This window comes from Haloarcula salina (assembly GCF_010119195.1).
GTDB classification, from domain to species: domain Archaea; phylum Halobacteriota; class Halobacteria; order Halobacteriales; family Haloarculaceae; genus Haloarcula; species Haloarcula salina.
Genome location: NZ_WRXL01000007.1, coordinates 40,505 through 65,875, shown reverse-complemented (window position 1 = coordinate 65,875; position 25,371 = coordinate 40,505). Strand labels below are relative to the sequence as shown.

Annotated in this window: 31 protein-coding genes and 2 tRNA genes; 15 read left to right on the top strand and 18 right to left on the bottom strand. The window is 68.6% G+C overall.

The annotated features are described in order from the left end of the window. Positions 1 to 2 precede the first annotated feature (2 nt). Both GM656_RS16720 and GM656_RS16715 read left to right on the top strand, forming a co-directional pair. Positions 3 to 677: a class I SAM-dependent methyltransferase gene (locus tag GM656_RS16720; protein ID WP_162414837.1), complete on the top strand. Its 675-nt coding sequence runs from the start codon at positions 3 to 5 to the stop codon at positions 675 to 677. 132 nt (positions 678 to 809) lie between these two features. Beyond that, positions 810 to 880: transfer RNA gene (locus GM656_RS16715), tRNA-Gly, on the top strand. A gap of 325 nt (positions 881 to 1,205) precedes the next feature. On the opposite strand, the gene GM656_RS16710 is transcribed toward GM656_RS16715, so the two are convergent. Further along, on the bottom strand, positions 1,206 to 1,520 hold the full coding sequence (locus GM656_RS16710; RefSeq protein WP_162414836.1) for a hypothetical protein: 315 nt from the start codon (positions 1,518 to 1,520) through the stop codon (positions 1,206 to 1,208). A gap of 384 nt (positions 1,521 to 1,904) precedes the next feature. Here GM656_RS16710 and dinB point away from each other — a divergent pair, with 384 nt between their 5' ends. Next, positions 1,905 to 3,248, top strand: coding sequence for a DNA polymerase IV (dinB, locus tag GM656_RS16705; RefSeq protein WP_162414835.1), 1,344 nt, complete (start codon positions 1,905 to 1,907; stop codon positions 3,246 to 3,248). A 35-nt stretch (positions 3,249 to 3,283) separates the two neighbouring features. On the opposite strand, the gene GM656_RS16700 is transcribed toward dinB, so the two are convergent. Next, positions 3,284 to 3,631, bottom strand: a complete 348-nt coding sequence (locus GM656_RS16700) for a hypothetical protein (RefSeq protein ID WP_162414834.1) — start codon at positions 3,629 to 3,631, stop codon at positions 3,284 to 3,286. Between the two features lie 151 nt (positions 3,632 to 3,782). Here GM656_RS16700 and GM656_RS16695 point away from each other — a divergent pair, with 151 nt between their 5' ends. Next, the gene (locus GM656_RS16695; RefSeq protein WP_162414833.1) at positions 3,783 to 5,567 is read left to right on the top strand and encodes a helicase HerA domain-containing protein; all 1,785 of its coding nucleotides are present in this window, start codon (positions 3,783 to 3,785) and stop codon (positions 5,565 to 5,567) included. A 27-nt stretch (positions 5,568 to 5,594) separates the two neighbouring features. Here GM656_RS16695 and tpiA read toward each other — a convergent pair whose 3' ends face one another. Then, positions 5,595 to 6,242, bottom strand: a complete 648-nt coding sequence (gene tpiA, locus GM656_RS16690; protein ID WP_162414832.1) for a triose-phosphate isomerase — start codon at positions 6,240 to 6,242, stop codon at positions 5,595 to 5,597. Positions 6,243 to 6,392: 150 nt separating this feature from the next. Between tpiA and GM656_RS16685 the strand changes: the two genes are divergently transcribed. Beyond that, entirely contained in the window at positions 6,393 to 6,953 is a 561-nt protein-coding gene (locus GM656_RS16685; RefSeq protein WP_162414831.1) for a response regulator, read from the top strand. 28 nt (positions 6,954 to 6,981) lie between these two features. Here the strand turns inward: GM656_RS16685 and GM656_RS16680 are convergent, their stop codons facing one another. The 4 genes from GM656_RS16680 to hisC are packed head-to-tail and all read right to left on the bottom strand — an operon-like array spanning position 6,982 to position 9,745. Continuing rightward, positions 6,982 to 7,512, bottom strand: coding sequence for a multiprotein bridging factor aMBF1 (locus GM656_RS16680; RefSeq protein ID WP_162414830.1), 531 nt, complete (start codon positions 7,510 to 7,512; stop codon positions 6,982 to 6,984). A 42-nt stretch (positions 7,513 to 7,554) separates the two neighbouring features. Further along, positions 7,555 to 8,163, bottom strand: coding sequence for a CDP-alcohol phosphatidyltransferase family protein (locus GM656_RS16675; protein ID WP_162414829.1), 609 nt, complete (start codon positions 8,161 to 8,163; stop codon positions 7,555 to 7,557). Then, positions 8,160 to 8,666: an adenylate kinase family protein gene (locus tag GM656_RS16670; RefSeq protein WP_162414828.1), complete on the bottom strand. Its 507-nt coding sequence runs from the start codon at positions 8,664 to 8,666 to the stop codon at positions 8,160 to 8,162. The genes GM656_RS16675 and GM656_RS16670 overlap by 4 nt, the downstream gene beginning before the upstream one ends. Then, positions 8,663 to 9,745, bottom strand: coding sequence for a histidinol-phosphate transaminase (hisC, locus tag GM656_RS16665; RefSeq protein ID WP_162414827.1), 1,083 nt, complete (start codon positions 9,743 to 9,745; stop codon positions 8,663 to 8,665). Before hisC ends, GM656_RS16670 begins: the two co-directional genes overlap by 4 nt. A 290-nt stretch (positions 9,746 to 10,035) precedes the next feature. On the opposite strand from hisC, the gene GM656_RS16660 reads away from it, so the two are divergent. The 3 genes from GM656_RS16660 (at position 10,036) to GM656_RS16650 (ending at position 11,916) form a co-directional block, all read left to right on the top strand. Further along, on the top strand, positions 10,036 to 10,734 hold the full coding sequence (locus tag GM656_RS16660) for a chemotaxis protein CheC (RefSeq protein WP_162414826.1): 699 nt from the start codon (positions 10,036 to 10,038) through the stop codon (positions 10,732 to 10,734). A gap of 73 nt (positions 10,735 to 10,807) precedes the next feature. Then, on the top strand, positions 10,808 to 11,260 hold the full coding sequence (locus GM656_RS16655) for a transporter (protein ID WP_162414825.1): 453 nt from the start codon (positions 10,808 to 10,810) through the stop codon (positions 11,258 to 11,260). A gap of 80 nt (positions 11,261 to 11,340) precedes the next feature. After that, a complete protein-coding gene (locus tag GM656_RS16650; protein ID WP_162414824.1) occupies positions 11,341 to 11,916 on the top strand; it encodes a metal-dependent hydrolase in 576 nt (191 codons plus the stop codon). Here the strand turns inward: GM656_RS16650 and GM656_RS16645 are convergent, their stop codons facing one another. The 3 genes from GM656_RS16645 to GM656_RS16635 all read right to left on the bottom strand — a co-directional run bounded on the left by GM656_RS16645 (position 11,917) and on the right by GM656_RS16635 (position 14,250). Continuing rightward, the gene (locus GM656_RS16645; RefSeq protein ID WP_162414823.1) at positions 11,917 to 13,545 is read right to left on the bottom strand and encodes a GMC family oxidoreductase; all 1,629 of its coding nucleotides are present in this window, start codon (positions 13,543 to 13,545) and stop codon (positions 11,917 to 11,919) included. 317 nt (positions 13,546 to 13,862) lie between these two features. Beyond that, positions 13,863 to 13,936, bottom strand: a tRNA-Arg gene (locus GM656_RS16640). Between the two features lie 86 nt (positions 13,937 to 14,022). Beyond that, on the bottom strand, positions 14,023 to 14,250 hold the full coding sequence (locus GM656_RS16635; RefSeq protein ID WP_162414964.1) for a twin-arginine translocase TatA/TatE family subunit: 228 nt from the start codon (positions 14,248 to 14,250) through the stop codon (positions 14,023 to 14,025). A 638-nt stretch (positions 14,251 to 14,888) separates the two neighbouring features. Between GM656_RS16635 and GM656_RS16630 the strand changes: the two genes are divergently transcribed. From GM656_RS16630 to GM656_RS16615, 4 genes are all read left to right on the top strand, one after another. Beyond that, positions 14,889 to 15,134, top strand: a complete 246-nt coding sequence (locus tag GM656_RS16630) for a hypothetical protein (RefSeq protein ID WP_162414822.1) — start codon at positions 14,889 to 14,891, stop codon at positions 15,132 to 15,134. A gap of 47 nt (positions 15,135 to 15,181) precedes the next feature. Continuing rightward, the gene (locus GM656_RS16625; RefSeq protein WP_162414821.1) at positions 15,182 to 15,649 is read left to right on the top strand and encodes a redoxin domain-containing protein; all 468 of its coding nucleotides are present in this window, start codon (positions 15,182 to 15,184) and stop codon (positions 15,647 to 15,649) included. A 50-nt stretch (positions 15,650 to 15,699) separates the two neighbouring features. Further along, positions 15,700 to 16,512 carry an HD domain-containing protein gene (locus GM656_RS16620; protein WP_162414820.1) on the top strand — a complete coding sequence of 271 codons (813 nt, stop codon included), beginning with the start codon at positions 15,700 to 15,702 and terminating at the stop codon, positions 16,510 to 16,512. 125 nt (positions 16,513 to 16,637) lie between these two features. Beyond that, positions 16,638 to 17,051: a hypothetical protein gene (locus GM656_RS16615; protein ID WP_241692807.1), complete on the top strand. Its 414-nt coding sequence runs from the start codon at positions 16,638 to 16,640 to the stop codon at positions 17,049 to 17,051. A 102-nt stretch (positions 17,052 to 17,153) separates the two neighbouring features. Here the strand turns inward: GM656_RS16615 and GM656_RS19180 are convergent, their stop codons facing one another. The 6 genes from GM656_RS19180 to GM656_RS16595 form a co-directional block, all read right to left on the bottom strand. Continuing rightward, a complete protein-coding gene (locus tag GM656_RS19180) occupies positions 17,154 to 17,294 on the bottom strand; it encodes a hypothetical protein (protein WP_174243003.1) in 141 nt (46 codons plus the stop codon). 186 nt (positions 17,295 to 17,480) lie between these two features. Next, complete coding sequence (locus GM656_RS19555; RefSeq protein ID WP_277815063.1) at positions 17,481 to 17,612, bottom strand: hypothetical protein; 132 nt, start codon at positions 17,610 to 17,612, stop codon at positions 17,481 to 17,483. 148 nt (positions 17,613 to 17,760) lie between these two features. Further along, complete coding sequence (locus GM656_RS16610) at positions 17,761 to 18,684, bottom strand: DMT family transporter (RefSeq protein ID WP_162414819.1); 924 nt, start codon at positions 18,682 to 18,684, stop codon at positions 17,761 to 17,763. Positions 18,685 to 18,689: 5 nt separating this feature from the next. After that, the gene (surE, locus tag GM656_RS16605) at positions 18,690 to 19,520 is read right to left on the bottom strand and encodes a 5'/3'-nucleotidase SurE (RefSeq protein ID WP_162414818.1); all 831 of its coding nucleotides are present in this window, start codon (positions 19,518 to 19,520) and stop codon (positions 18,690 to 18,692) included. 75 nt (positions 19,521 to 19,595) lie between these two features. Beyond that, positions 19,596 to 21,041 carry a small ribosomal subunit Rsm22 family protein gene (locus tag GM656_RS16600; RefSeq protein ID WP_162414817.1) on the bottom strand — a complete coding sequence of 482 codons (1,446 nt, stop codon included), beginning with the start codon at positions 21,039 to 21,041 and terminating at the stop codon, positions 19,596 to 19,598. Beyond that, positions 21,038 to 21,772, bottom strand: a complete 735-nt coding sequence (locus GM656_RS16595) for a prephenate dehydrogenase/arogenate dehydrogenase family protein (RefSeq protein WP_162414816.1) — start codon at positions 21,770 to 21,772, stop codon at positions 21,038 to 21,040. The genes GM656_RS16600 and GM656_RS16595 overlap by 4 nt, the downstream gene beginning before the upstream one ends. A gap of 160 nt (positions 21,773 to 21,932) precedes the next feature. Here GM656_RS16595 and GM656_RS16590 point away from each other — a divergent pair, with 160 nt between their 5' ends. Next, positions 21,933 to 22,706 carry a fumarylacetoacetate hydrolase family protein gene (locus tag GM656_RS16590; protein ID WP_162414815.1) on the top strand — a complete coding sequence of 258 codons (774 nt, stop codon included), beginning with the start codon at positions 21,933 to 21,935 and terminating at the stop codon, positions 22,704 to 22,706. Positions 22,707 to 22,805: 99 nt separating this feature from the next. Here the strand turns inward: GM656_RS16590 and GM656_RS16585 are convergent, their stop codons facing one another. Continuing rightward, entirely contained in the window at positions 22,806 to 23,714 is a 909-nt protein-coding gene (locus GM656_RS16585; protein WP_162414814.1) for a halocyanin domain-containing protein, read from the bottom strand. 223 nt (positions 23,715 to 23,937) lie between these two features. Here GM656_RS16585 and GM656_RS16580 point away from each other — a divergent pair, with 223 nt between their 5' ends. Both GM656_RS16580 and GM656_RS16575 read left to right on the top strand, forming a co-directional pair. Beyond that, a complete protein-coding gene (locus tag GM656_RS16580; RefSeq protein ID WP_162414813.1) occupies positions 23,938 to 24,300 on the top strand; it encodes a winged helix-turn-helix domain-containing protein in 363 nt (120 codons plus the stop codon). Continuing rightward, complete coding sequence (locus GM656_RS16575) at positions 24,297 to 24,599, top strand: DUF7521 family protein (protein ID WP_162414812.1); 303 nt, start codon at positions 24,297 to 24,299, stop codon at positions 24,597 to 24,599. The genes GM656_RS16580 and GM656_RS16575 overlap by 4 nt, the downstream gene beginning before the upstream one ends. A gap of 13 nt (positions 24,600 to 24,612) precedes the next feature. Here GM656_RS16575 and GM656_RS16570 read toward each other — a convergent pair whose 3' ends face one another. Further along, positions 24,613 to 25,164: a halocyanin domain-containing protein gene (locus tag GM656_RS16570; RefSeq protein WP_162414811.1), complete on the bottom strand. Its 552-nt coding sequence runs from the start codon at positions 25,162 to 25,164 to the stop codon at positions 24,613 to 24,615. Positions 25,165 to 25,371 lie beyond the last annotated feature (207 nt).

Genomic DNA, 25,371 nt, shown 5'->3' with positions numbered 1-25,371 from the left:
GGATGCCGGAGCGTGACTCGGACGCCGACCGCTCGCGCGCGGCCGTTCGCCGGACCTACGAAGACATCGGCGCGCACTTCTCGAAGACCCGCGAGTACGCCTGGCCGGAGGTCGAGTCGTTCGTCGCCGCGTTCACGGACTGCGGGACGGCGCTCGACCTCGGCTGTGGCAACGGCCGCCACGCCGAACTGCTGGCCGGCGTCGCTGACCGCGTCGTCGGCCTCGATGCCAGCCGCGCGCTCCTGAATGCCGCCACCGAGCGCGTCGGCGACGAAGTCGCGCTCGTCCAGGGCGACGCGGTCGAATTGCCGCTGGCCGACGACTGCATCGACCTCGCGGTGTACGTCGCGACGTTGCATCACCTCCCCTCGCGAGACGCACGCCGCGCCAGCCTGGACGACCTCGCTCGCGTGCTCGCGCCGGACGGTCGCGCGCTCGTCAGCGCCTGGAGCACGGCCCACGACCGCTTCGACGCCGAGGCCGACGCAGAGACCGGCTTCGACACAACCGTCGACTGGACGCTCCCCGGCGGCGAGACGGTTCCCCGGTTCTACCACGTCTACGCGCCGGCCGAGTTCGAACGCGACGTGGCCGCCAGCGACCTGCGGTTGGTGTCGGTCGAACTCTCCAGCGGCAACTGCTACGGCGTCGTCGAACCGGAAGGGAAACGCACTTAATCGCCTTCCCTCTATGGGGGAGTACGTTCGCGCTCCGGCGATCCTCGCCGCGCGCGAACACAGTGAGCGCGCGGCGGTGGTGAGCGATTCCGGAGGAATCGCGAGGCCCGCCGTGAAGACGCGAAGCGATGAGCGGCGGTGGTCTAGTGGTAGGACCTGAGCCTTCCAAGCTCATGGCCCGGGTTCAAATCCCGGCCGCCGCATCCTGCGAGGAACGGACGTGACGAGCGGATGCTGTACTGAGAGATTTGAACCCTACAAGTCGCAGTGCGCGCAGCGAACGGAGTGAGCGAGCACAACCGTCTTGGTCCGGTTCAAATCCCGGCCGCCGCATCCTGCGAGGAACGGACGTGACGAGCGGATGCTGTACAGCGGGATTTGAATCACGCGAGACGAGCGCAGCGAGTCTCGCCGTCGGGTTCAAATCCCGACCGCCGCACGCTGCGTCGAAACAACCGACGAGTCCGAACTGTGCGACCCAGCGACGCCACGCAGCCGTCGCGAGCGGCGCGAGCGACTCCGACCGACTCACTCCGGTTCGGCCGTGCCTTCCTCGAAGTCCGCCCAGTCGTCGCCAAGCCACTCCTGGAGGCGGTCGGTGACGCCGGCGAAGTCCTCGCCGTCGTCGAAGGACTCCACGACGACCCAGCCCTCGTCGTCGCGGTCGAATCCGAGGCTGTAGCCCCGTTCGCCGTCGACGATGACGACGAACGCCGCGACCACGTCTAGGTCGGGAAAGAACCCCACCGGGGCGAAGCCGTAGTCGTCGTGCTGGGCTTCCAGCGCGGAGATCTCGTTCGTCGAGAGCGGCCGATCCGGCAGCGAGTCCGTCAGCGTCGTCATTGTGCCGTCGTGGGGGTGAGAGGACCGAAAGGGTTTCGAGCGACGACGACGCGGGCGGCTGATCTGCTGCCCAACATTGAAGTGTTACCATGTTTAAAGTTAACACGGAGCCCCCGACGCTCCCGGCGGGAACCACCGTCGCACCATCCGGGATTGGCATCGGCGGACGACCACGGCCGGCGGAGCGATGGCCACTCCGTCGGCCGCGGCATCGTATTCGAACTACGGCGGATCCGGAGCATCTGACGCCGCCACCCCCACTACCCTTTCTGCACAAGCGACAGACGGCGGTCGCGCGGAGACGTCGTCGACGGGGACCGGTGAGTCCGCGCGCGTTCGCCGGGGCCGGTGGGGTTTTTTTTGCGAGTACGCGTAGAGACGGGTATGGACGCCGCGCGGCTCCCCGGGACGAATCGGCCCGAGCAGGTCGTCGCGCACGTCGATATGGACTGCTTCTACGCGGCCTGCGAACAGCGCCGGGAGCCGGCCCTCGACGGCGAACCGCTGGTTGTCGGAATGGGCTACGAGAGCGGCGACGCCCACGGGGCCGTCGCCACGGCGAGCTACGAAGCGCGAGAGTACGGCGTCGAGTCGGCGATGGCCATCTCCGAGGCGCTGGAGCGACTGCCCCGCAAGGTCGACGCCGTCGACGACCCCGAACTGGACGTGGACGACGCGGGGTTCTACCGCCCCGTCGACATGGAGTTCTACGAGTCCGTGGCCGCCGACGTGCGGGCGATCCTCCGCGAGGAGGCGGACGTGGTCCGTGAGGTGAGCATCGACGAGGCGTACCTCGACGTGACGGACCGGGTCGGCTGGGACGGCGTCGAAGCGTGGGCGGACGACCTGAAAGCCAGCGTCGAGTCGGAGGTCGGAGTCGCGGCGAGCGTCGGCGTCGCGCCGACGATGAGCGCGGCGAAGGTGGCGAGCGACCGAGACAAGCCGGACGGCCTCGTCGTCGTCGAACCGGGGACCGTCCGCGAGTTCTTCGCCGACCTCCCCGTGGAGGACGTTCACGGCGTCGGCCCGGTGACGGCCCGCGAACTCGACGAACTGGGCATCGAGACGGCGGGGGACCTGGCGGCCGCGGACCCGGAGCGACTGGACCGGCGCTTCGGCGAGCGCGGCCGCGAAATACGCCGGTACGCTCGCGGCGAGGACGAGCGCGCGGTGACGCCGAAAGGCGACCCCAAGAGCCTCTCGCGGGAGTCCGCGTTCACCGAGGCGACCGACGACTCGGCGACCACGTACCGGCGGGTGAACACCCTCGCGGCGGCCGTCGCCGACCGCGCCCGGCGGAAGGGCGCGCGCTACCAGACAATCGGTATCAAGGTCGTGACGCCGCCGTTCGACGTCCACACACGCGCTCGCTCGCTCCCGGGGCCGATCGACGAGCCGTCGCTGGTCCGCCGGACCGCGCTCGACTTGCTCGGGGAGTTCGAGGGCGAGCGCGTCCGCAAGGTCGGCGTCCGCGTCTCGAACCTCGACTTCTCGGCCGGCGAGCAGGCCAGCCTCGGGGGCTTCGGCGGCGAGTCCGGCGACACAGCCGACGGGACTGACGACGCTGAGGCGACGGACGAAGACGGACAAGCGGGCCTCGGCGCGTTCGCGGACGAGGCCGACGACGACGGCGGCGAGGATACCGGCGGCGATGTCGATGGGACGAGCGCCGACGCTGGGGCGGTCGCACTCCCCGCGGGACAGACCACGCTCGCGGATTTCCGCTGACCGGGCGAGCGGTGACCGACGACGACCCGCCGTGGTCAGGACACGCCGTTTTCGAGGTTCTCCAGGAGTTTCCCGACGAACAGGCCGGCCCGCGGCGAGATGGTGTCGTCGGCCGGAACGGCCGTCGGGTGGGCCGCGAGCGTGTCGACGAACCGCTGGCTGTGGGTCATCGCGTGGAGCATGTCCACCACGTCGACCACCAGCCCCTCGTCGCTGGTGTCCATCCCGGCGTAGCGCTCCTTCTCGGCGTCGGAGTAGGTAACCGTCCACGCCGGGCCGCCCACGGCGTCGAGAACGTCCTCGACCGACGCGATTTCCAGCGGGCCGTCGTCGCTCCCGACGTAGACGGTCCCGTCCTCAACGAACGTTTCGTAGCGATCCATAGGCTCCCCCAGTCGTCGACTCGACTACGACAAGGCGTGCCACGGCAATAGCCGTTCCCCCGGTCGCGGCGGTCCAGCGACCTGTTGTCCTGTTGACTGTCGTCTGACGGAGAGTTATGGGCCGCGCGCGTCTCCCTTTGGACAGAAACGCATGGCAGAGACCGAACAGATAACCGTCGCGACGACGAGCGCCGGGCCGGGTGGGAACGGGGAACCGGGCGAGACCGTCGATTTGCCGGTCGTCGAACTGCTGACCGGCCGCGGCTTCGTCACCGGCAAGAGCGGCTCGGGCAAGAGCAATACGGCGAGCGTCATCGCCGAGAAGCTGCTCGACAACGGATTCGGCCTGCTCGTCGTGGACATCGACGGCGAGTACTACGGGCTCAAAGAGGAGTACGAGATCCTCCACGTCGGCGGCGACGAGGAGTGCGACATCCAGGTCACCGAGGAGCACGCCGGCAAGATCGCCTCGCTGGCGCTCGAACAGAACGTCCCCATCATCCTCGACGTGTCCTCCTTCCTCGACGAGGAGGAGGCCGAGGCGCTGCTTACCGAGGTCGCCAAACAGCTGTTCGCCAAGGCGAAGAAACAGAAACAGCCGTTCCTGATGCTCGTCGAGGAGTGCCACGAGTGGATCCCCGAGAAGGGCGGGATGGGCGAGGTCGGGAAGATGCTCATCAAGATCGGGAAGCGCGGCCGGAAACACGGCCTCGGCATCGTCGGCATCAGCCAGCGACCGGCCGACGTGAAGAAGGACTACATCACCCAGTGCGACTGGCTGGTGTGGCACCGACTGACGTGGAACAACGACACGAAGGTCGTCGGGCGCATCCTCGACAACAAGTACGCCGACGCCGTCGAGGACCTGGACGACGGCGAGGCGTTCATGATGAACGACTGGGCCGAGGAGGTCCGGCGGGTCCAGTTCCACCGCAAGCAGACCTTCGACGCCGGCGCGACGCCGGGACTGGACGACTTCGAGCGCCCCGAACTCAAGTCGGTCAGCGAGGACCTCGTCTCCGAACTGGAGACCATCAGCGAGGAACAGAAGGCGACGGAGAGCCGCATCACGGACCTTCGTGAGGAACTGGACAAGAAGAACTCGCGCATCGCCGAACTGGAGACGGAACTGCAGGACGCCCGCGACCTCTCGCGGATGGCCGAGCAGTTCACCGAGGCGATGCTGACCCAGGCGGAGGGGTACAACCCCGGCCGGACCGAGCAGGAGAACATGCGCCGACGCCGTCATCGGTTCTCCGACGACGCGGACGCGACCGGGACAGACGCGACCGACGGCGAGGCGGGCCAGCCCGACGGTGCGGCGGACCAGCCGGCGGACACGACCTCCGGCGGCGGTTTCGGCGACGCCTTCAGCGCGTTCGAAGACGGCGGGGCGGCGATGAACGGCGGGAGCGACGGCCCGTCGACGAACGGCGACGCCGCGGCGTCCGACGGTGCGAGCACCGACGGCGGCACGACGGCCGCGTCGACCAACGGACACGCCGATGGGTCGGATTCAGACGCCGCGTTCGCGGCGGCCATCGCCGACGCCGTCGAGGCGGAGCAGTCCAACGACCGAGGGGGCGAGGAGGGCGACGACGACTTCGACGGGCCGCCCGTCTACGAGGCGGTGCTCGCGGCTATCGAGGACCTGGAGCCCAAGACCCGCCGGATGCTCGCCTACTACGGCGAGCAGGGACCGGGAACGCCGTTGAACGCCCACTTCTCTGCCGGCGGCTCGGGCGACCGCACGGCCGCCTACGCCCGCAACCGAACGCTCCGGCTCGAAGGGTTCGTCGAGCACGTGGGCCGCGGCAAGTACGGCTACCGACTCCGGGACCTCGTCCGCGAGGAGAGCGAGCGCGACCTGGACGACGACGTGGTGGAGACGGTGGTCTCGCGACTCGAATCGGCGTTTCTCGACGGCGAGAACTGAGCGGTAAGCCGGCGTTTTTCCGGTCGGTCAGATCAGCGGTTCCACGAGGTCTTCCAGCGCCGCCCGCGGGTCGTCGGCCTTCGCGACGCCGCTGGCCAGCAGGACGCCGGTCGCGCCGAGGTCGCTCGCGGAGACGAGATCCTCGCCGGTGGAGATGCCCGCGCCACAGAGCACGTCCACGTCGCCGTTGACGCGGGCTGCGGCGTCGACCGCGCCGGTCACGATGTCCGGGTCGGCCTTGCTGACGGGCGTGCCGGTCCCGATGAGCTCCGGCGGCTCGACGGCGACGGCGTCGGGATCGAGCGCGGCGGCCGCGCCGATCTGTGCGGGGTTGTTCGCACACACGATCGTTTCGAGGTCCGCACGATCGGCCGCGTCCAGCGCGCCGTCGATGTCGGCGAGCTTGAGGCGGTTCTCCGAGTGGTTCAGCAGCGTCCCGACCGCGCCGGCGTCGGCGACGGCTTCGGCGAGCGTGCTGCCGGTGTGGCTGCCGTGTTCGACGGCGCTGACGTGCTGGGCCCAGGTCTCGACGCCCGTCTCGGCGACGGCGTCGATGTGAGCCGCCTGCGGGGCGACGGCGACGCGCACGTCCGCGTCGTCGCTCACGTCGGCCGCGGCGGTCGCTACCTCTACCGGGTCACACGGGTACGCCTTCAGATTGACAAGGACGAACATACCGGAAGCACCGGCTGGGGCCGGCAAATAGGTTGCGAAGCCGACCGTGGCGCGGGCGAGTCGGGCACCTGGTGTGAGCTCGCGAAAACCAGCGCTGAGCCGAGGGAGACAATTATTACCGTCGAGCCGATACACGATAGGAGACAAGCCGTGACTGCAGGGGACTCGGACACACCGACCGTACTGATCGTCGAGGACGAACAGCATCTCGCGGACCTCTACACCGACTACCTGCGCGACCAGTACGACGTCCAGACGGCCTATAGCGGCGAAGAGGGGCTCGAACTCCTCTCGAACGACGTCGACGTGGTCCTGCTGGACCGCCGGATGCCCGTCGTCTCCGGCAACGAAGTCCTCGCAGAGATCGAGGAGCGGGGCCTCCGCTGTCGCGTCGCGATGGTCACCGCGGTCAACCCCGACTTCGACATCATCGAGATGCGCGTCGACGACTACCTCGTCAAGCCCGTGACGCGCGACGACCTCCGGGACGTGGTCGACCGTCTGTACAAGATCCGCGAGTACAACGACCGCCTGCAGACGCTCACGTCGAAGAAGCTCAAGCGGAACGTCCTCCGAGTCGAGAAGTCGAAGGCGGAGCTACAGGAGAGCAAGCGCTACCAGCAGTTACAGGCCGACATCGACGAAATCTCGGCGAACGTCGACTCGCTCGCGGCGGAACTCGACGTGGACAAACACGACCTCCAGCTGTAGCCGTCACCGCCTGCCGACGACTGCCGTCTCAGTCCTTTCGCTTGACCACGTCGCCGAGCGTGTACTCGCCGCTGCTCTCGCCGCTCGACCACTCGGTGTCGTCGGCGCTACCGCCAGCGCTCAGGGAGATGTCGAGCGCGCTTTCGAGCTTCTTCTGGACGGTGTCGCTCGGCAGGGAGTTGCCCTGTTCGAGCTTTCGGATGAGGCTCGCCTTCTCGTTGAGCTGTCGGGCGAGGTCCTCCTGGCTCAGGCCCTGCGCCTCGCGACCCTCCCGGATGCGCTCGTGGTAGTCCTGTGCGACCTCGTCCATCTCGTCGAACATGTCGCGACGGCGGCGCGAGGAGCCGCCGGAGGACGAGCTCGACGACGAGGACGACGACCCGCTCGACGACGACGAAGACGACGTCGAGTACTTCGTCGACGCGGACGACGACGAGTCCTCCGTCTTGACCTCCGTGCCGAAGTCGGTGCACTCGTCGCAGACGTCGAGTTCGGCCCCCTCGATTTTGACGCGGTTGGGAGATGAGACCTCCTTGCCGCACATCTCGCACTGAACCATACCGACGGCTTGGACGGGCCGCGGTATAAATGGTGCGCTGAGCTACTCGAGCGCGGCCATCGCGTGATAGAACCGCTGAGCCGCGGTGACGTGGCCGACGACGGCGAAGACGACCAGCAGCCAGCCCACGAGCGTCAGGTCCGCCAGCGACGGCCGAACGAACGCCGCGACGCCGGTGACCACGCCCACGAGGGCGAGTCGGTCGGCGCGCCCGAGCAGGCCGCCGTACACGCGGTCGAGGCCGACCGCCTGGGCCTGCGTCCCGAGGTAGGAGGTCATCAGGACGCCGGTGACGGCGGCGATGCCGAGCACCCACTGGCCGACGCCGGCGGCGAGGCCGACGATGATGCCGATGTCGGCGTAGCGGTCGAGGACGTGATCCAGCAGGTCGCCGCCCGAGGAGGCGACGTTCAGTTCGCGGGCCAGCGCGCCGTCGACGAGGTCGAGCCAGCCGTTCAGGAAGACGAGGACGGCCCCGACGAGGTACAGCAGGGGGTCACGGGCGGCGACGGCGTAGACGCCCCCGGCCCCGAGCGCCAGCAGGAAGGCGATGACGCTGACGCCGTTCGGCGACAGGCCGACGCCTTTGGCGGCGCTGACGAACGGCGCGAGCATGCGGTCGGCCAGCGGTCGGAATCTGTCGAGCGTCATAGCCAGTCGATGTACGAGACGGTCCCCGCGCTCGGTTCGCGCTCCCCGGCGACGACGGCCTCGATCTCGGCGGCCACCGCGTCGGGGTCGCGCTCGGTCGTGTCGACCTCGTAGACCGACTCGACGCCGTGTTCCTCGACGGCCTCGCTCAGAACCACGTCGAGGGCCTCCGACTCGGCGTTCTCGTAGGCCTTCGCGTCGTCGTCGCCTCGCTCGCGGAGCCGCTCGACGACGGTGTCGGGATGGGCTCGGAGGACGACGACGCGGTCGGCGTCGAAGTGGTGGGCGAGGTGGGACTCGAACAGCACGTCCTCCCGGTCGCTCAGCCACTCGGCCAGCGCGTCGAGGTCGGCGACGAGGCTCCCGCGGTCCTCGTCCACCCCAGTCGAGAACCCCTCGTCTTTGATGACTTCGTTCAGGTGACACACCTCGAGGTCGGTGGTGAGGCGGTCCGTGGCCGTGGTCTTGCCCGTGCCCGGCGTGCCGGTGACGGCGACTCTCACGCCTCGACCACCTCGATGACCTCGTTCAGGACCGACACCGCGCGCCTCGTGTCCTCGCGGGTCCCGCAGGTGACCCGGATGCACTCGGGGAGGCCGAAGGAGGAACAGTCGCGGACGATGACGCCCGCTTCCTGTGCGGCGTCGGCGACGGCGGAGGCGTCACCGACCTCGGCGAGGACGAAGTTCCCCGCGCCGTCCCAGGTGTGGGCGGCGAGCTCGCCGCGGATGTACTCGCGGGCCCACGTCGCCGTCTCGACGGATTGCTCGACGTGTTCGTCGTCCTCCAGCGCGGCCAGTCCGGCCCGGCAGGCGAGTTCGCTCGCCGAGAAGGGCGTGTTGACGCGGGCGTAGGCGTCGGCCCACTCCTCGGGGACGACGGCGTAGCCGAGTCGGACGCCGGCGAGCCCGTAGGCCTTCGAGAACGTCCGCAGGAGCGCCACGTCGTCGCGCTCGGACAGCAGCGGGCGCTTGCTCGGCGTCTCGGTGAACTCGCCGTAGGCCTCGTCGACGACGACGAGGGTCTGCTCGTCGGTCTCCTCGGCGATGGTCCGCACGGCCTCGGTCGTGAACTCCGCGCCGGTGGGGTTGTGCGGGCTGGTGAGGTAGACGATGCGCTCGCCGTCGTAGTCCGTCAGGACGGTGTCGGCCGTCTGGGCGAAGTCGTCGGCCTTCGAGAGCGCGTACTCCGAGACCTCGCCGTGGTGGTAGCGCGCGCTCATCGCGTAGTACGCGAAGCCGGGCGACGGGACGAGCACGTCCTGTCCGGGGTCGAGCATCGCGCGGGCGAGGCAGTCGAGCGCGCCGTCGCCGCCGTTGCCGAGCCACACCTGTTCGGTCGTCACGTCCCAGCGCTCGGCCAGCGCCTCTGCGAGGTCGGCGTGAGAGGCTTTCGGATAGGAGTGCATCCGCGCGGCCGAGTCGCGGATGGCCTCGACGGCCTTCGGGCTCGGCCCGTACATGTTCTCGTTCGACGCCAGTTTCACCATGTCGTCCGGGTCGAGACCGAGTTCCCGGGCGACCTCCTCGATGCCGCGACCTGCCCGGTAGACAGTGTGAGCGGAGAGGTCCCGTGGTTCCATGGCTGTGCAAAACGGACGGGGCGGCTTAAGCGTGCTCACATCGGGCGTCCGCGGACGGCGCGGCCGCTCGCCGTCGGCACACGCCCGCAGGAATCGACTGGCGCGCCCACCGTGTGAATCCCGGTCCGAACGAGTGGGACACGGAGTAGCACGCTCCCCATCGATACGGTGTCAGTCAGTCGTAATTAGCGTTACGGTGGTCGCAACGGTCGCCCCGTCCAGTGGTCGCGCACCGGTCGACGGCCCACCCACCGAAAACGGTAACACCCGACAGGTACTGTTGAGGGGCAATGCCGCTCCTCATCGACATCAGGAAACTCACGCTCATCACGCGTCTGATCCAGGACGGGGCCGAGCAGGTGGCGGACTCGCTCGCCACCCTCGCCGGAGTCGACGCCGCCGTCGAGATCAAGAGCCTGTCGTTCGTCCAGCCGGGCGACATCGCGACGGAGATGGGCGGCGGCACCATCTACAGCGCTCGCGTCCGACTGACCGAGCCGCCGTACGGCGTGTTCCTGATGACCTTCGAGACGGAGACGGCCGCGGAGATCGCCGGGCTGATGACCGGCACCAGCGTCGACTCGGAGTTCACGCAGCTCCACGAGTCCGCGCTCCAGGAGATGTGCAACATCCTCACCTCGGGGTTCATCGACGGCATCGCCAACACGCTCGACGCGACCATCGACATGGGCACCCCGACCGTCGTCGAGGACGACGCGGCCGAGATTGCCGACACCGCGCTCTCGCACGTTCGACGGGACTCGCTGACCATCGTGCTCGACTCGCTCGTCGACATCAAAGAGAGCGACGTGGCGTTCTCGCTGCGCATCTTCCTCGTCCCCGATCCCGGATCGTTCGTCCACCTCATCGACCAGCTCGACTACGACGTGGACCGCGAGACGCAGATCGCCGCGGACACGGACGCCGTGAAAGAACTGGACATGTCCGCCGACGTGGACGCGTTCGACTCGCTCGACACGACTGAGTGAGGCGGGCGGACCCCGCGAGAGTGAGACGGCACGAACCCGCGACGTTGAAATGGCTCGCGCCTAACGACCGCGTATGAGTGTCGTATCCGCCGCGGTGTTCGGGGTGCACCTGATCTTCGCGGCGCTGTGGTCGGGAACCGTGCTGTTTACGACGTACGCCGTGCTGCCGACGGCGCTGAACGGCGACGCCTCGCCCGGGCCGCTCGCGGCCATCACCCGGAAGCTCAAACTCGTCTCGCGGGCGAGCGCCCTTCTGCTCCTCCTCACCGGCGGTCACCTGGCCGCGACCTACTACACCGCGGAGACGCTGACTGGGTCCGGACCCGGTCACCTCGTTCTCACGATGCTCGTGCTGTGGTTCGTCCTCGCCGGACTGGTCGAGGTCGCCGCGTCGAAGCTCTCCGAGGGCTTCGCCCAGCAGAAGCTCCGCGAGCCCGCTCGCGAGGCCCGGCCGTTCATGCTCGGCGCGTCGGCCGTCGCCGTCCTCCTTCTACTGGACGCCGGCGCGCTGCTGGGCCTGTACTGATATCGCCCGGCTACGGGCCCGTTCGCGCAGGGCCTGACGGTATCAGCAGATACATACCGACACCTGTCGAACGCGAATCCATGTGGCCGTGGGGACACCTCGGCGCCGCCTACCTCGCGTATTTCACCTACACTCGCATCGACTCGACCGACCGACAGACCGTGCTGACGCTGCTCGCACTCGCGGTCGGCTCGCAGTTCCCCGACATCGTCGACAAGCCGCTCGCCTGGACGGTCAGCGTCCTCCCCTCCGGACGGTCGCTCGCGCACTCGCTGGTGACGCTGGTCGTGCTCGTCGCGGTCCTGTATCGCGTCGCCGCGTGGTATCGGCGCACCGATCTCGTTCGAGCGTTCGCCGTCGGCGCGTTCGCCCACTCGCTGACCGACGTGAGTCCGTCGGCGCTCGCGGCCGTGCTCGGCGGCGACCTCTCCCAGTTGCAGTGGTTTCGCTTCCTCGTCTGGCCGTTCCGACCGCCGCCGCCGTACAGCGGCGACACGTCCTTCGCCGCCCAGTTCGCCGCGTTCCAGTTCGAGCCGTACGTGCAGTTCCAGTTCGCGCTGTTCGGCCTCGCCGTCGCCGTCTGGGTCGCCGACGGCGCGCCCGGGGTCCGGGCGGTGACAGAGATCGGTCGAGAACTGCTCGCCGAGCGCACCTGATCAGAGCCGCTCGCGCACGTGGTCGGCGCACTTCAGCGCGAGCGCGGCGATGGTCAGCGTCGGGTTCATCGACCCCGCGGTGACGAACACCGACGAGGACGCGACGGAGAGATTCGACACGTCGTGGGTCCGGAGCTGCGGGTTCACGACGCTCTCGTCGGGGTCGACCCCCATCCGCGTCGTTCCCATGTGGTGGTACGCCGGCCCGGTGTTCCCCGGACCGACCGTCCACGAGATATCGACGCCGAGTTCGTCCAGGACCGCGTGTTGGAGCTCGTTGGCGCGGGCGAGCGACCGCTTCGTGCGCTCGCCCCACGACCACCGGATGTCGGGCACGGGATTACCGTGGTCGTCGGTCGTCGACGGATCGAGCGTCACGCGGTTCGCCTTCCGCGGCGGCTGGCCGACCAGCCCGCCCATCGCGATGCTGTTGCCGTAGGCTTCCCGGAGGTCCGACAGGAGCGCGTCGCCCCACTCCTCGCCGCCGAGCGCGAGTTCGACCGGTGACGGACCGGCGTAGTTCAGGAACTCCAGTTTGATCGGCGACAGCGCCTCGTCGGTCCGTTCGAGGACCGTCTCGCCGTCGCCGCGCCCGACGGCCTGTCCGGGGTCGTCGTAGAACTGGTGGCACTCGCTGGTGATGAACCCGACGTGGTTCTGTCGCGTCCGCCGGTCGAGCGTCCCTCCGGCCCCGGCGAACAGGTGCTCCATGAAGTAGTGACCCACCAGCCCCGACTCGTTCGCTAACCCGTCGCGGTGGCGCTGGGACCGCGACAGCAACAGGAGTCGCGGCGTCTCGACGCCGCCGGCCGCCACGACGAACTCGCGCGCGGTCTGGCGGTGTTCCCGCCCGTCCGGCGTCGCGTAGACCGCCGCCTCGACGCGGCCGTCACGGTCCGTTTCGAGGCGCTGGACCGGCGCGCGGTCGACGACGCGCGCCCCCTCGTCTTCGGCGTCTTCGATGTGAACGCTCGCGTCGTACTTCGCGCCGGAGGGACAGACCGGCTGACAGGTCCCGTAGCCGACGCACGGCCCGCGCCCGTCGTAGGCCTCGGAGTTCCGTGCGTTCGGCACCGAATGCGTCGCGATGCCCAGCCGCTCGCAGGCCTCGGCGAACAGCGAGTCGCTGTAGGAGGGCGGGAAGCCGGGCAGCGGATAGGGGCCGTCCCGCGGCGGCGCGAAGGGGTTGTCCGCGTCGCCGGCCACCCCGAGCGCCCGCTCGGCGTCGGCGTAGTACGGCCGCAGGTCGTCGTAGCCGACGGGCCACGCCGGGTCGTCGTTGTCGTGCCCGCCCTCGAAGTCGGTGGGGTGGAGCCGCATCACCATCCCCTGCCAGTGCAGCGTCGACCCGCCGACGCCTTTCACCCGAGCGACGTTCAGCGGGTAGTACTGTTCGCCGCTCGCGCTGAACTCGTCGCGCTCGCCGCCCATTTCCCACACCGATCCCTCGTCGCCGGGGCGAATCGCCCGCTCCATGCGCGCCTCGCGCTCGTCGAACTCGAACCGCGGTCCGGCTTCCAGGACGACCACGTCGTAGCCGTCGCTTGCGAGTCGGCTGGCGACCAGCGCCCCCGCCGGTCCGGCCCCTACGACGCACACGTCCGCCCGCTCGGACGGTTCCCGGTCCATCTCGGCGTGAGTTAGGCAAGCCTAAACTTATACGTTGGCATCACAGAATCGACCCGCCAGTCGTGTCGGCGGTCGAAACCGGCCGTTTATGCGTGCGGGACTGAGCGAACGCAACGCGTTCGCGAGGATCGCCACGGCCGCGAACGAGCACCGCGAGTGAGCGGGCGTGGCGGGAGTGAGCAAAGCCACAGGCTTCGCGAACGTCGAGAGACGCTCCCGCGTCTCTCGGGATTCGAACCCGAAGCGAGACTCGCTTCGCTCGTCTCGCGTGATTCGAATCCCGTGCCGTTACACGCCTCGCTATCGCTCGGCGGTAACGGGCGTGGCGGGATTCGAACCCGCGATCTAGGGGTTAGGAACCCCTCACCCTAGTCCACTAGGCCACACGCCCTACCAGGTCGTCGACGGACCGGCGAAAAATCCTTTCGTTCTCACTAGGGGGGCAACGAAAACGGAGAAGTGGTCGCGATGGCGGAGTTACGTCTCGGACTCGGTCGCCCGCTCGGTGGAGTCGGCCGTGCTCTCGGTTCCTTCCGCGTTCTTGCCGTCGCGCATCTCTTCGAGTTCCTGCTCGACTTCCTCTCGTCCCTTCTGGAACTCGCCCATGGCTTCCCCGGTCGACCGCGCCAGCTTTGGAATCTTGTTCGCGCCGAACAGCAGGACGGCGATGAGCAGGATGACCATCATCTCCGTCGTCCCGGGCATCCCCGGGAACAGTACTCCGAATATCCCTGACATTGTAGTCGGATTTTACGTGGTTGCTATTATAACCTTTTTGCCTCTCTCAGGTGTGCGGTAATACCGTCACAGCAGATTCGAGCGGCGCGAATACGGCGTTCGGTGGAGTCGGGGTAGACACGTGGTATCGCCGTTCAGGGCCACCCAATCGCCGGACGGGTGTGTGGTGACAAAAAGGGCCGAGCGAGCCCGGAGAGCGTCCCGGGGACACTCGGCACGCCGTGGCTCGAAAGCGTCGAAACGCCCCGCCGGGTGGGACGGCGAGGCGGTGATGGGGTGGGGGTGGGGTGGTGGGGGTGGTGACGCGCGGCCAATCGACACTGGCGTTCGGTGGCTGGCACTGCGCGTCGACAGGCGTTCCGAGACTGCGGGCCCGTGCCGTAGCTGAGACGGAGCGGCCAGCACGGTTCCCTGGTCGCTTCTCGGGGCTGCCCGTACGGGTTCGAACCCGCATCGAGAACTACGTGACACCGCATAATGGTTATTGGTCTGTTAAATCGCCGGGTCGGCCCCGATGTCGCGCATCTGGCCGGTACGGGCCCGGCCGACGCAAGTCGGTCGCGGGGCCGTGAGTATAACTACCTGCGCCGACTCAGAGCGAGGTGATGACCGCCGACAGCCACACGATGGAAGTCGCAGGTGGAGAGTCAGTGACGGTGCGGCCGATCAAGCCCGTCGGCGAGGACGTCGTCCGGGTCGATATCGAGGCCGACGGCCTGTGGCGACTGGACATCACTCGCGAGGGAGAGATCGACGAGGTTGTCGTGACCCGCGACGCCGAGGGGAACCTCGCCGACCGCGACCTGCCCGAATGGATCGACGAGGTCACCGCGAAGTTCGCGCAGTTCTGATCCCGACTCGGAAGGGATTTGAGCGGGCCGCGGAAACGGGGGCGTGTATGCTTTCAGTTGGCGATACCGCACCCGATTTCACCGCACCGGTCGCGAACGGCGACATCGACGAACTGACGCTGTCCGAGGACCTCGACGACGCGCCCATCGTTCTCGCGTTCTTCCCCGGAGCGTTCACCAGCGTCTGCAGCCACGAGATGAACACGTTCCAGGACCGACTGGGCGAACTCGACGAGGCGGGAGCCACGCTGTACGGCGTCAGCATCGACACGCCGTTCTCGCAGAACGCCTTCCGCGACGAGCTGGGGCTGTCGTTCGCCCTGCTCAGCGACAACGAGCGCGAGATCATCGACGACTACGGGATCTCGATGGACTTCGAGGAACTGGGCGTCCCGAACGTCGCGAAGCGCGCCGTCTTCGTCGTCGACGGGAATCAGGAGATCACGTACGCGTGGGTCAGCGACGATCCCGGCGTCGAACCCGACTACGACGAAGTCATCGACGCGCTGAACTGAGTCCCGAACGCGGACGAGGATTTTTCGCACTGGGTCGTCTGTCTGTATGTATGAGTGCTGACAGAGCCGATACCGCCGGCCGAATCTACGACCCCAGTGCGGACCACGCTTTCCCGGACGACCGTGTCAACGCGGTCCTCGACCTCGTAAACGACGACGAAGAGATCCAGGCGTACCTGAACGCACAGAACGTCAACCCCGTCACGCGCAAGCAGTACAACGACCACGGCGCGAAGCACATCGACATCGTCCGCAACCGCGCGCTGTGTCTGTACGACCTCCTCAAACAGGGCGGCGTCGAGTTCAACGGGGCCGCGGACCACGGCCTCGACGAGGCCGACGAGGCCGTCATCATCGCGCTCGCGGCGACCCTTCACGACATCGGCCACGTCGTCCACCGGGACTCGCACCCGTACTACTCGATCCCGCTGGCCGCCGACATCCTCGACCGCATCCTCGAACCGTTCTACGACGTGCGCGAGACGGTCCAGATGAAGGGCGAAGTGCTGCACGCGATCCTCTGTCACCACACCGAGGAGGACCCGCTGACGCTCGAAGCCGGCGTCGTCCGCGTCGCCGACGCGCTCGACATGGAGCGCGGCCGCTCGCGGATCCCCTACAAACGCGGCGGGCGCGGCATCAACACGGTCTCGAGCCAGGCCATCGAGACGGTGACGCTGACCACCGGCGACGACTACCCGGTCCTCGTCGAGATAACGATGAACAACGCCGCCGGCGTCTACCAGGTCGACAACCTCCTGAAGGCCAAACTCACGGACTCCGGCCTCGAGAAGCAGGTCCGCATCGTCGCGCTGAACAGTCGGGAAGACGGCGACCGGATCGTCGAGCGGATCGAACTCTGAGGCGGTCAGGAGCGAGGAACTCCGCCGACCGACCGCGCGAGGAACCCCGCCAGCAATCAGGGATACCGGCCCGGATGTTCGGGCCCGACACAACCGTTTTGTAGTGCGATTCCATACCTTTGCGTATGAGTCTCACTCCCATGGACGAGCAACGGGGTGCTGGGAGCGATGTGCCCGAGGGCGACGGGTCGCCCCCGCCTCTCCTCGACCGGGCGAGACAGCGACTGCGCTCGGTCGTCGAGTCTCTCTCCGTCGGACGCCGGTGTCTCGACTGGTTCGACACGCGGGGCCAGGACAAGCCCCAGTCCCAGATCCACACCGACGGGTTCGCCGACGACGTCGTCGCGCCGCCGAAGTGTCCCTCAGTCGGCGAATTGCCCCGGCGCTCGCGGCCGTTCACCTATCCGACGCGGAATCACGCCGAGAGAAACCCTGTCGACCTCGTTTCGGTCGAAGCCGGCGATCGGCTCACCGTGACACACCCAGACAACCCGGACGCGAAAATCACGTCGGACGTGTGGGAACCAGTCGAGGAGTGAGCGACCGATCACGGTATTCTCCGCTCGAGTCACCGTAGACGGTCGGTAACAACGTAGTAAGTCGGCGTGACATCCGGCATTCTCCACTCGTTCGGCCGGCGATCAGAGTTCGTACTGCACGATGTCGCCGGAGTCACAGACCGGACAGGTGGCCGCACTGGATTCGACGGTCGTCCCGCAGCGGCGACACTCCCGGTGTGACTGCTGTCGAGACGCGACGGCCTGTCTCAGTCGCTCGATCATACCCGAAGCCATGCGAGCAGACGGTATATACCCACGCAATCCACGCCGAAAGTGAAAACCGACAGACAGCGGTGGGTTCGTCGACGGCGCGTCAGACGCTCGTCAGACGCCCCGGTTGGCCGTTCAGGGAGGGTGCAGAACTGACCGTTCGGACTGGCCGATTCGATCGTTCGAACCCGCGATGCGTCACTCGGGACGCGTCCGTCGGCCGCGGTCCCGCTCGCCGGAGGCGTACAGGAGCGCGAGAAACAGGCCGCTCGCCAGGAGCCACGCGGCGACGAGCCAGAGCAGTACCGTCGGTCCCCCGTTGACCACCATACCGACTCCTCTCTCCGATAGTATATAATTATTCCCTGCATATTGATCTCGGATAGAACGTCTGACGCCCGCTCCTCGTCCACGTGGACGACTGCCGACGAGGGCGCGCCAGAGTCGGCACTGCGTGGCCCCGACGAGGCCGCTGGGTTCAGTCGCTCCGGTTCGGAGCGCCGCCGAGGCGCGCGAGTTCCGTCCTGAGCGCGTCGCGTTTCAGCAAGCCGAACCCGACGAGGATACAGGCGAACCCGACGCCGGTGGCGACCGTCGGCGTCTCCCCGAGGACGAGGAGGCCGGTCGCGGCGGCGACGACCGGGGCGGCGTAGGAGACGAGGTTGATCTCGATGGGACCGAGCCGTTCGAGCAGGTCGAAGTAGATCAGGAAGCCGAGGGCACTCGCGACGACGACGAGGTACGACAGGGCCAGCAGCGCCTCGCCCGTCCAGCGGACGTCGGCGACCGACTCGGACAGCGCGGCGCTGATACCGTGCATGAGGAGCGCGCCGAGGAGCATCGACCACGCCTCCATCGTCTCGATTGCGAGGTCGTCGTCGAAGCGCCTGGTGAGGACGCTCCCGAGCGCGAAGCAGGCGGCGGCGAGGAACACCAGCGACAGCGACACGGTCCGGGGGTCGAGCAGGTTTCCGGGATCTGGGTTGCTCAGGGCGACGACGCCGAGGAAGCCGACGAGCAGGCCGACGATGCCGAGCGGCGTGAGCCGCTCGTCGGGGAGGAACGCCCGCGCGAACCCGGTGGTGAGGATGGGCGAGAGGCTGACGACGATGGCAGCGGCGGCGCTCGTGGTCCCCAGTTCGCCGACGAACAGCAGGGCGTGGTAGGCCGCGATCATGAGGGTCCCGCCGATGCCGACGACCGCCCAGTCGGCCCGGGAGCGGGGCAGCCACTGGTCGGTCACGACCGCGGCGTAGCCGAGCATCATGACGCCGGCGAGGTCGTACCGGAACGCCGCGAACAGGACCGGCGGGAAGTACGCCAGCCCGGCCTTGATCGCGGTGAAGGCGCTGCCCCAGGCGACGGCGAGCGCCACGAACAGGATGGCGTTTCGGAACCGCATCCGCGTCAGTCGGCGTCTCCGTCGGCGGCGTCGCCGTCGGCCTCGTCCTCGTCGCTGTCGTACGTCTCCGCGAGCGCGTCGAGGGCCTCGTGGTGTTCGGTGGTGTGGGGCGCGGTCAGCGGCGAGACGCTCACCTTCCCGTCGACGACGGCCCGGCGGTCGGTCCCCTCGGGGTCCGGGATGTCGCCATCGGCCATGTGCTCCCAGATGCGGTCGTGCAGGGTCACGGCGTCGCCGTTCTTGACCGCGTCCATCTCGTAGAGGTGCGAGGGACGCGTGATCTCGATGGGGGCGCGGCCCCACTCCGCGACGGGGGCGTTGATGTTCAGGTAGTCGCACTGCTCGAAGACGCCCGCGCCGAGCGCGTGGTCGGCGAGGTAGCGCGTCGCCCGGGCGGCCTCTGCGTAGCTGTCGCCGTTGGCCTCGATGTCGGAGAACGCGGCGTCCTCGCGGACCGGGATGTACATCGAGACGGCCATCGCCGGCACGTCGAAGAACGTCGCCTCGACGGCGGCGCTGACGGTCCCGGACCGCCCGAGGACGTACGCGCCGAGGTTCGCGCCGCGGTTACAGCCCGCGACGACGAGGTCGGCGTCGGTGACGAGCGCCTCCAGCCCCGCGACGACGCAGTCCGACGGCGTCCCCTCGACGGCGTAGCCGAGGTCGTACTCGCGGACGGTCACCTCGTGGGAGATTGCCCGGCCGACCGCGCTCTGGTCGTTCGCCGGCGCGACCGCCGTCACGTCGCCGATTTCCGAGAGCGCGTCGTACAGCGCTCTGAAGCCGACGCTCTCGATCCCGTCGTCGTTCGTCAGCAAGATGGTCGGCTGGTCCATACCCTCCGTCGGGCCGTCGCCGAGAAAAGGCCACCGCTGGGTGCCCGAGGCTGCCGCGTTCGGCGCGACGCGGCGTTACCGCGCCCGGTCGACGACCGTCTCGGCGTCGACGACGACGTTGTACGCCCCCTCGTCGTCGTTCCACAGGACGAGCGCGTTCTCGAAGGCGAGCAGGTCGCCGTAGTCGGCCCGCCGGAGGTCCTCGTTCAGCACCGACGCCTCGGTGACGACCGCGAAGTGGTCGACCGCCTGGCTCCCGTCGCCCAGCAGGAACAGCGGGTTCGCGCCCTCGCGCTCGGAAAGGTCGTGGCTGAGTTTGATCGCGAGGAGGTTCACGCGGTCGGTGACGTACTGCTCGGCGTCGGCCATCGGCGCGTGGGTCCCGCGGTCCGGCGTCACGTCGAACCCCGTGCGGCCGTCACGGCGGAGGACGCTGTAGGCGTACTGCACGTCGGTGTTGACGAACTCGCCCGTGCCGCCGCCGGCGTCGTCGAGGCGCTTCTGCATCGACGGGACCTCGATATCGGGTTTGCGGTCGAACGACCACGACTCGCTCTCGGGCGACTGGTGGGGCCACAGCCGCACGGTCGGCGCGTAGACCGTCGCCGGCCCGTCGTCGGCCAGGTCGCGCTCCACCTCGCGGAGCCCGAGAGCCGTGTTGCGGTCGGCCGGGGCGAGCGCCAACAGCGTCCCGTCGTCGGCCAGCGCGTCGAGGTAGCGCCGCGCCACGGCGCTCGGGTCGTCGAGTTCGCTGAGGACGTTCCCGAAGACGACGAGGTCGAACGCGTCGGCGTCGTCGCCGTCGCCGCGGCTCGTCGCGTCGAGCGCTCCCTCGGGGTCGAAGTCCTCTGCCAGGTCTCGGTGGACTTCCCAGCGGACGTTCCCGTCCACGTCGTCGAGCATCGCTTCGAGCACGTCCGCGGCGGCGCTCGGCTCGACGGCGTGGTAGTCGAGCAGCGCGTCGTCGGGAAGCAGGTCGAGCAGGGCGAGCGCCGGGCCGCCGACCCCGGCTCCCACGTCCAACACGCGAAGCTGGGAGGGGAGCAGGCCGTCGGCCGCGAGGTCGGCGAGGACGTGCGACGCCACCGCGTAGTAGTCCGGGAGGTGGTAGACGGCGTAGCCCAGCGCGGTCAGTTCGTCGTACTCGACGCCCTGGCCGCGGAGGTAGCGCTCCTTGATGTCCCGGATGCGCTCGCGGAGGCGGTCGCCGCTGTCGCCGCGGTCCCACTCGATGCCGCCCCACTCGCTGAGGAGGTCGAGGACGCGCTGTTCGTGGTCGTCGGGGAACCGCTCGACGCCGTCGAACGAGACGGAGAGGCGACCGTCGGGCGCGGGGACGAACGTGCCGTCGTCGCGCTCGACGAGTCCGAGGTCGAACGCCTCCTCGCGGAGCACCTGCCGGACGACTGCCGGGTGTGGCTCCCCCTCGACGTACTCGTGGATCTCCTCGGGGTCGAGCGGTCGGACGTTCCGGAGGTACTGGGCGTTCTCGCGGACCTGGCGGCGCGTGTCCTGGTTCATGAGAGCTGGTCGTAGATGTCGGCGAAGGCGTCCGCGTCGGCGTCGGCGAGACGGCGCGCGGCAGCGGCCACGTCGGCCGCGCCGTCGAAGGTCTCCTGGATGTCGGCGTACACCCGCGCATCGCCGCCGGTGACCTGTGCGACGAGATCGAACAGGCCGGCCGAAATCGGCGTCTGGAAGCGCTCGGGCACGTCGTCGGCGGCCATCGCGAACGCGAGGACCGCCGCGTGGGCGCTCGCCTGGACGGTCTCCATCGCCCGGTCGTGTTCCGAAGCCGTCGTCTCGAAGCAGTCGTTGCCCGCGGCGGCGATAGCGTCGACGACGGCGTCGGCCTCCGGGCCGGGCGCGTCGGTGACGGCGGCGACGTTCCCGGGGGCGTTCTCGGGCGCGAACAGCGGGTGGAGGCTGAGTCGCTGCCCGTCCGGCGCGGCCTCGCGCATCGCCGCGATGGGGCCGGCCATGCTCCCGGTCACGTCCGCGATAGCGCCCGTGGCGAGCGGGGCGAACTCGGCGATGGCCGTCTCGGCGACGGGCATCGGAACGGCGATACAGACCACGTCGAAGGTCTCCGCGGCGTCCCGCTCGACCGCCCGGCCGCCGACCGCCGCGGCGGCGGCTTCCGCCGCGGCCGCGTCGACGTCGCTGAAGGCGACGGACGCGTCGGCGTGCTCTCGGACGGTGCGCGCGAACCAGCGGCCCATCGCGCCGGCACCGACGACGAGGACGTTCATCGGCCCAGCGTAGCCCGGCCCGTCTCAAAAGCCGTTCGGTCACGCCATCGGCCGCCGTCACCGCACCTGACGAAATCAGCGTAGACGAGCGTCGAACGGCTGGCAAACGGCGGATTCCCCCTCCTAAACGCTTATCCGTCGGCCCTGAGAGAACAGTGACATGAAGCGCGTTCGATTCCGTGACACCGCGGGCAACGTCCGCGGCGGGCGCTGGACCGTCGAAGACGGCGAGCCCGTCGTCACCGCCGCCGCCGGGCCGTACGGTCGCATCGCGTTCGGGGACGAGTCCTACGACCCCGACGAGGTGGACATCCTCCCGCCCTGCGAGCCGACGAAAGTCGTCTGCATCGGGCGCAACTACGCGGACCACGCCGACGAGATGGGATCGGACGTACCCGACCGACCGATGCTCTTTCTCAAAGCGCCCAACGCCGTCGCCTCCCACGGCAAGCACCTCACGATGCCCTCCGGCAAGGAGCGCATCGACTACGAGGCCGAACTGGGGGTCGTCATCGGCGAGCAGTGCAGGAACGTCACCGAGAAGGGGGCGATGGACGTGGTCGCGGGCTACACCTGCGTCAACGACATCTCCAACCGCGACGACCAGGAGCGAGAGCAAAACTGGGTCCGCGGGAAGGCCTTCGACAACGCCTGCCCCATCGGGCCGCTCGTGGCGACGCCGGAGCACGTCCCCGAGGACGCGAGCATCGAACTCCGCCTGAACGGCGAGACGAAGCAGTCCTCCTCGCGGGACCACCTCATCTTCTCGGTCCCCGAACTCATCGCGGAGATCACGTCCTACATGACCCTCGAACCCGGCGACGTGATCGCGACCGGGACGCCCGAGGGCGTCGGCCCGATGGAAGACGGCGACGAGGTCGAGGTCGAGATCGAGGGCATCGGCACGCTCAAACACAGCGTCAAGATTCCCTGAGCGGAACGCGCCGGCGCGTCACAGAATTGTGCGGTGACTTCGAGAGTGGGGAGCCGAAGGAACGGTGGAGCTGGAGCCGTGACCGCGGACCGGAGTCGCCTACTCGACGACGACTGCCCCCCGCATGCCGAGGGCCCGGTGCGGAGCGCAGTGATACAGGTAGGACCCCGTCTCCTCGAAGGTGTGCTCGTAGGCGCTGCCGTCCTCCGCGACCAGTTCCGAGTCGAGCGGGCCGTCGTCCTTCGAGACGACGTTGTGCGCGCCGCCGTCGCCGGTCCACTCCCAGCTGACGGTCGTCCCGGTCGAGACTTTCAAAGCGGGCGGGGCGAACCCGAAGTGACCGCCGTTGCCCTCGGCTCCGGCGGTGACCGTGGCGGTGTCGGCATCGGTGCGGTCGACGACCGTACCGTCGAAGTTCCCCGCCCCGACGAGCCACTCGTCGACTTTCGGGTAGCCCGAGGATGGCGGTTCTTTCACGATGACCGCGCCTTTCATCCCCTCGTCTCGGTGGGGTTCGGAGACGTAGCGGTACTCCCCGGTCTCCTCGAAGAAGTAGTGATAGCCCGTCCCCAACTGGGCGTTCGTCCGGCCGCTGTCGAAGGTCCCGTCCAGGGCGACGACGTTCTGCTGGCCGCCGTGGCCGGTCCAGTCCCACCTGACGTTCGTCATCGGCGGGACCTCGATGACCGGCGGGTCGAACGCCAGCCCGTCGTCCGTCGGCTCGCCGACCATGACCGTCGGGCGGGCGCGGGGACCGTGGCGCTGTGGCTCGCCGCCGTCGTAGCCGTTCGCGTCGGCGAGCCAGTCGTCGAGGGAATCGGGCGTCGACGACGGCGTGGCCGTGTCGGTCGGCGTGGCCGTGTCGGTCGGCGTGGCCGTGTCGGTTGCCGTTCCGTTGCTACTCCCCGACTGGCCCGAATTGCCGGACGAGACGCAACCGGCCGTTACAGCGAGGGTCGACAGGGCGGTGCTCGCGAGGAACCGTCTGCGGGTGGAGGACCGAGGCATTGCACGTCGACCGTTGGCAGGCCACGCCCGAAAAGGGGGCGTCCGCTTTCCAGAATCTGGAAATAAACGGCCGCCCTTTAGGTTGCGGTGTTTTATGGTTCAGCCGTGGTCCGCGTCCCCAACTCACCGCGGCCACGGAGTCCGCGTCACCCACCCGCTGGATTCACGTGGCCGCGCCGCGAGTTCGGACCTGCACTGCCCTGAACGGCTCCGGAGGTCTCCCGTGCACGAAGACGACGCAACAGAGCGGCAAGCGCTGTTCGAGGCCCTCGCAGACCCTGACTGCCGCGATATCCTCGGGGCGCTCGACGAGCCGCTGCCGGCCAAAGAGGTGGCGTCGGTCTGTGACCTCCCACAGACGAGCACGTACCGGAAGCTCGAACAACTGAGCGACGCGGGTCTCGTGGCCGAGCAGACGGACGTACGGGCCGACGGCCACCACGCCACCGCTTACGTCCGGGACTGCGGCGGCGTGTTCGTCGACCTCGGCGACGACGGCTCCCTCGAGGTCGACGTGCTGCCCGACGACGAGACGCCGAGCGACCGGCTCGCTCTCCTGTGGTCCCGGGTCAGTGATGAACTATGAACGGAGACATCCCACTCCTCGTGATAGCGTTCAAGACAGTGACGGTGCTTCTCGGCGGCCTCATCACGTACTTCGCCGCTCGGGCGGCGCGGAAAACGCGGTCGACGGGACTGACGTACCTCGCGGTCGGCTTCGCGACCGTCACGACCGGGTCGATGCTCGCCGGCGTCGCCGACCAGCTGTTCAAGCTGGAGACGGCGTCGGCACTCGTCTTCGAGAACGCGCTGACGACGGCGGGCTTCGCGATAATCGCCTACTCGCTGTACGTCACGAGCGGGTCGTCGTTCGGGTCGCGCTGAGCGCGGTCGCCGGCTATTCGACGACGACCGCTGCTTTCATGCCCAGACTCTCGTGTGGCACGCAGGAGTAGAGGTACGTCCCGGCCTCCTCGAAGGTGTACTCGTAGGTGGTTCCAGCCTCGGTGACGGCGGTCCCGGAGTCGAGCGGGCCGTCGCCGTCCGAGACGACGTTGTGCGCGCCGCCGTCGCCGGTCCACTCCCAGACGACGGTCGTTCCGGTCGAGACCTTCACCGCGGGCGGGTCGAACGCGAACGCGCCCCCGTTGCCGTCGGCTCCGACGGAGACGGACACCTCGTCCTGGCCGGCCATCACGACGGTCGAACCGTCGTAGTTCGACGACGCGCCGACGTACTCCGACACGTCCTGGCTCGACTCGACGGTCCCTCCGCCGCCGCTTCCGCCGTCGGAATCGCCATCGCCGCCAGAGCCGCCGTCGCTACCGTCGCCAGAGCCGCCGTCGCCGCCACTGCCGCCATCGCCACCGCTACAGCCGGCCAACAGTCCGACGCCGGTGAGCGTCGCGGTTCCACGGACGAACGCGCGCCTGTCGAGGTCCGATGTCATGCACTCGCCCTAGTCGCCGTAGCCTCAAAAGGTAGTCGTTTCTGTCGGCTTGCAGAGAACAATAACGGCGCGTTCAGCGCCGCTATGGCCGCTATTCGCGGCGCTTAGCGCGCGGGTAACTGTCCCATACGTGTCAGTTCTGTGGATACCGACACAGTTCGGCGCGGGAGTCATCACGCCGGCGGCCGTCGACCCGCGTAATGAGCG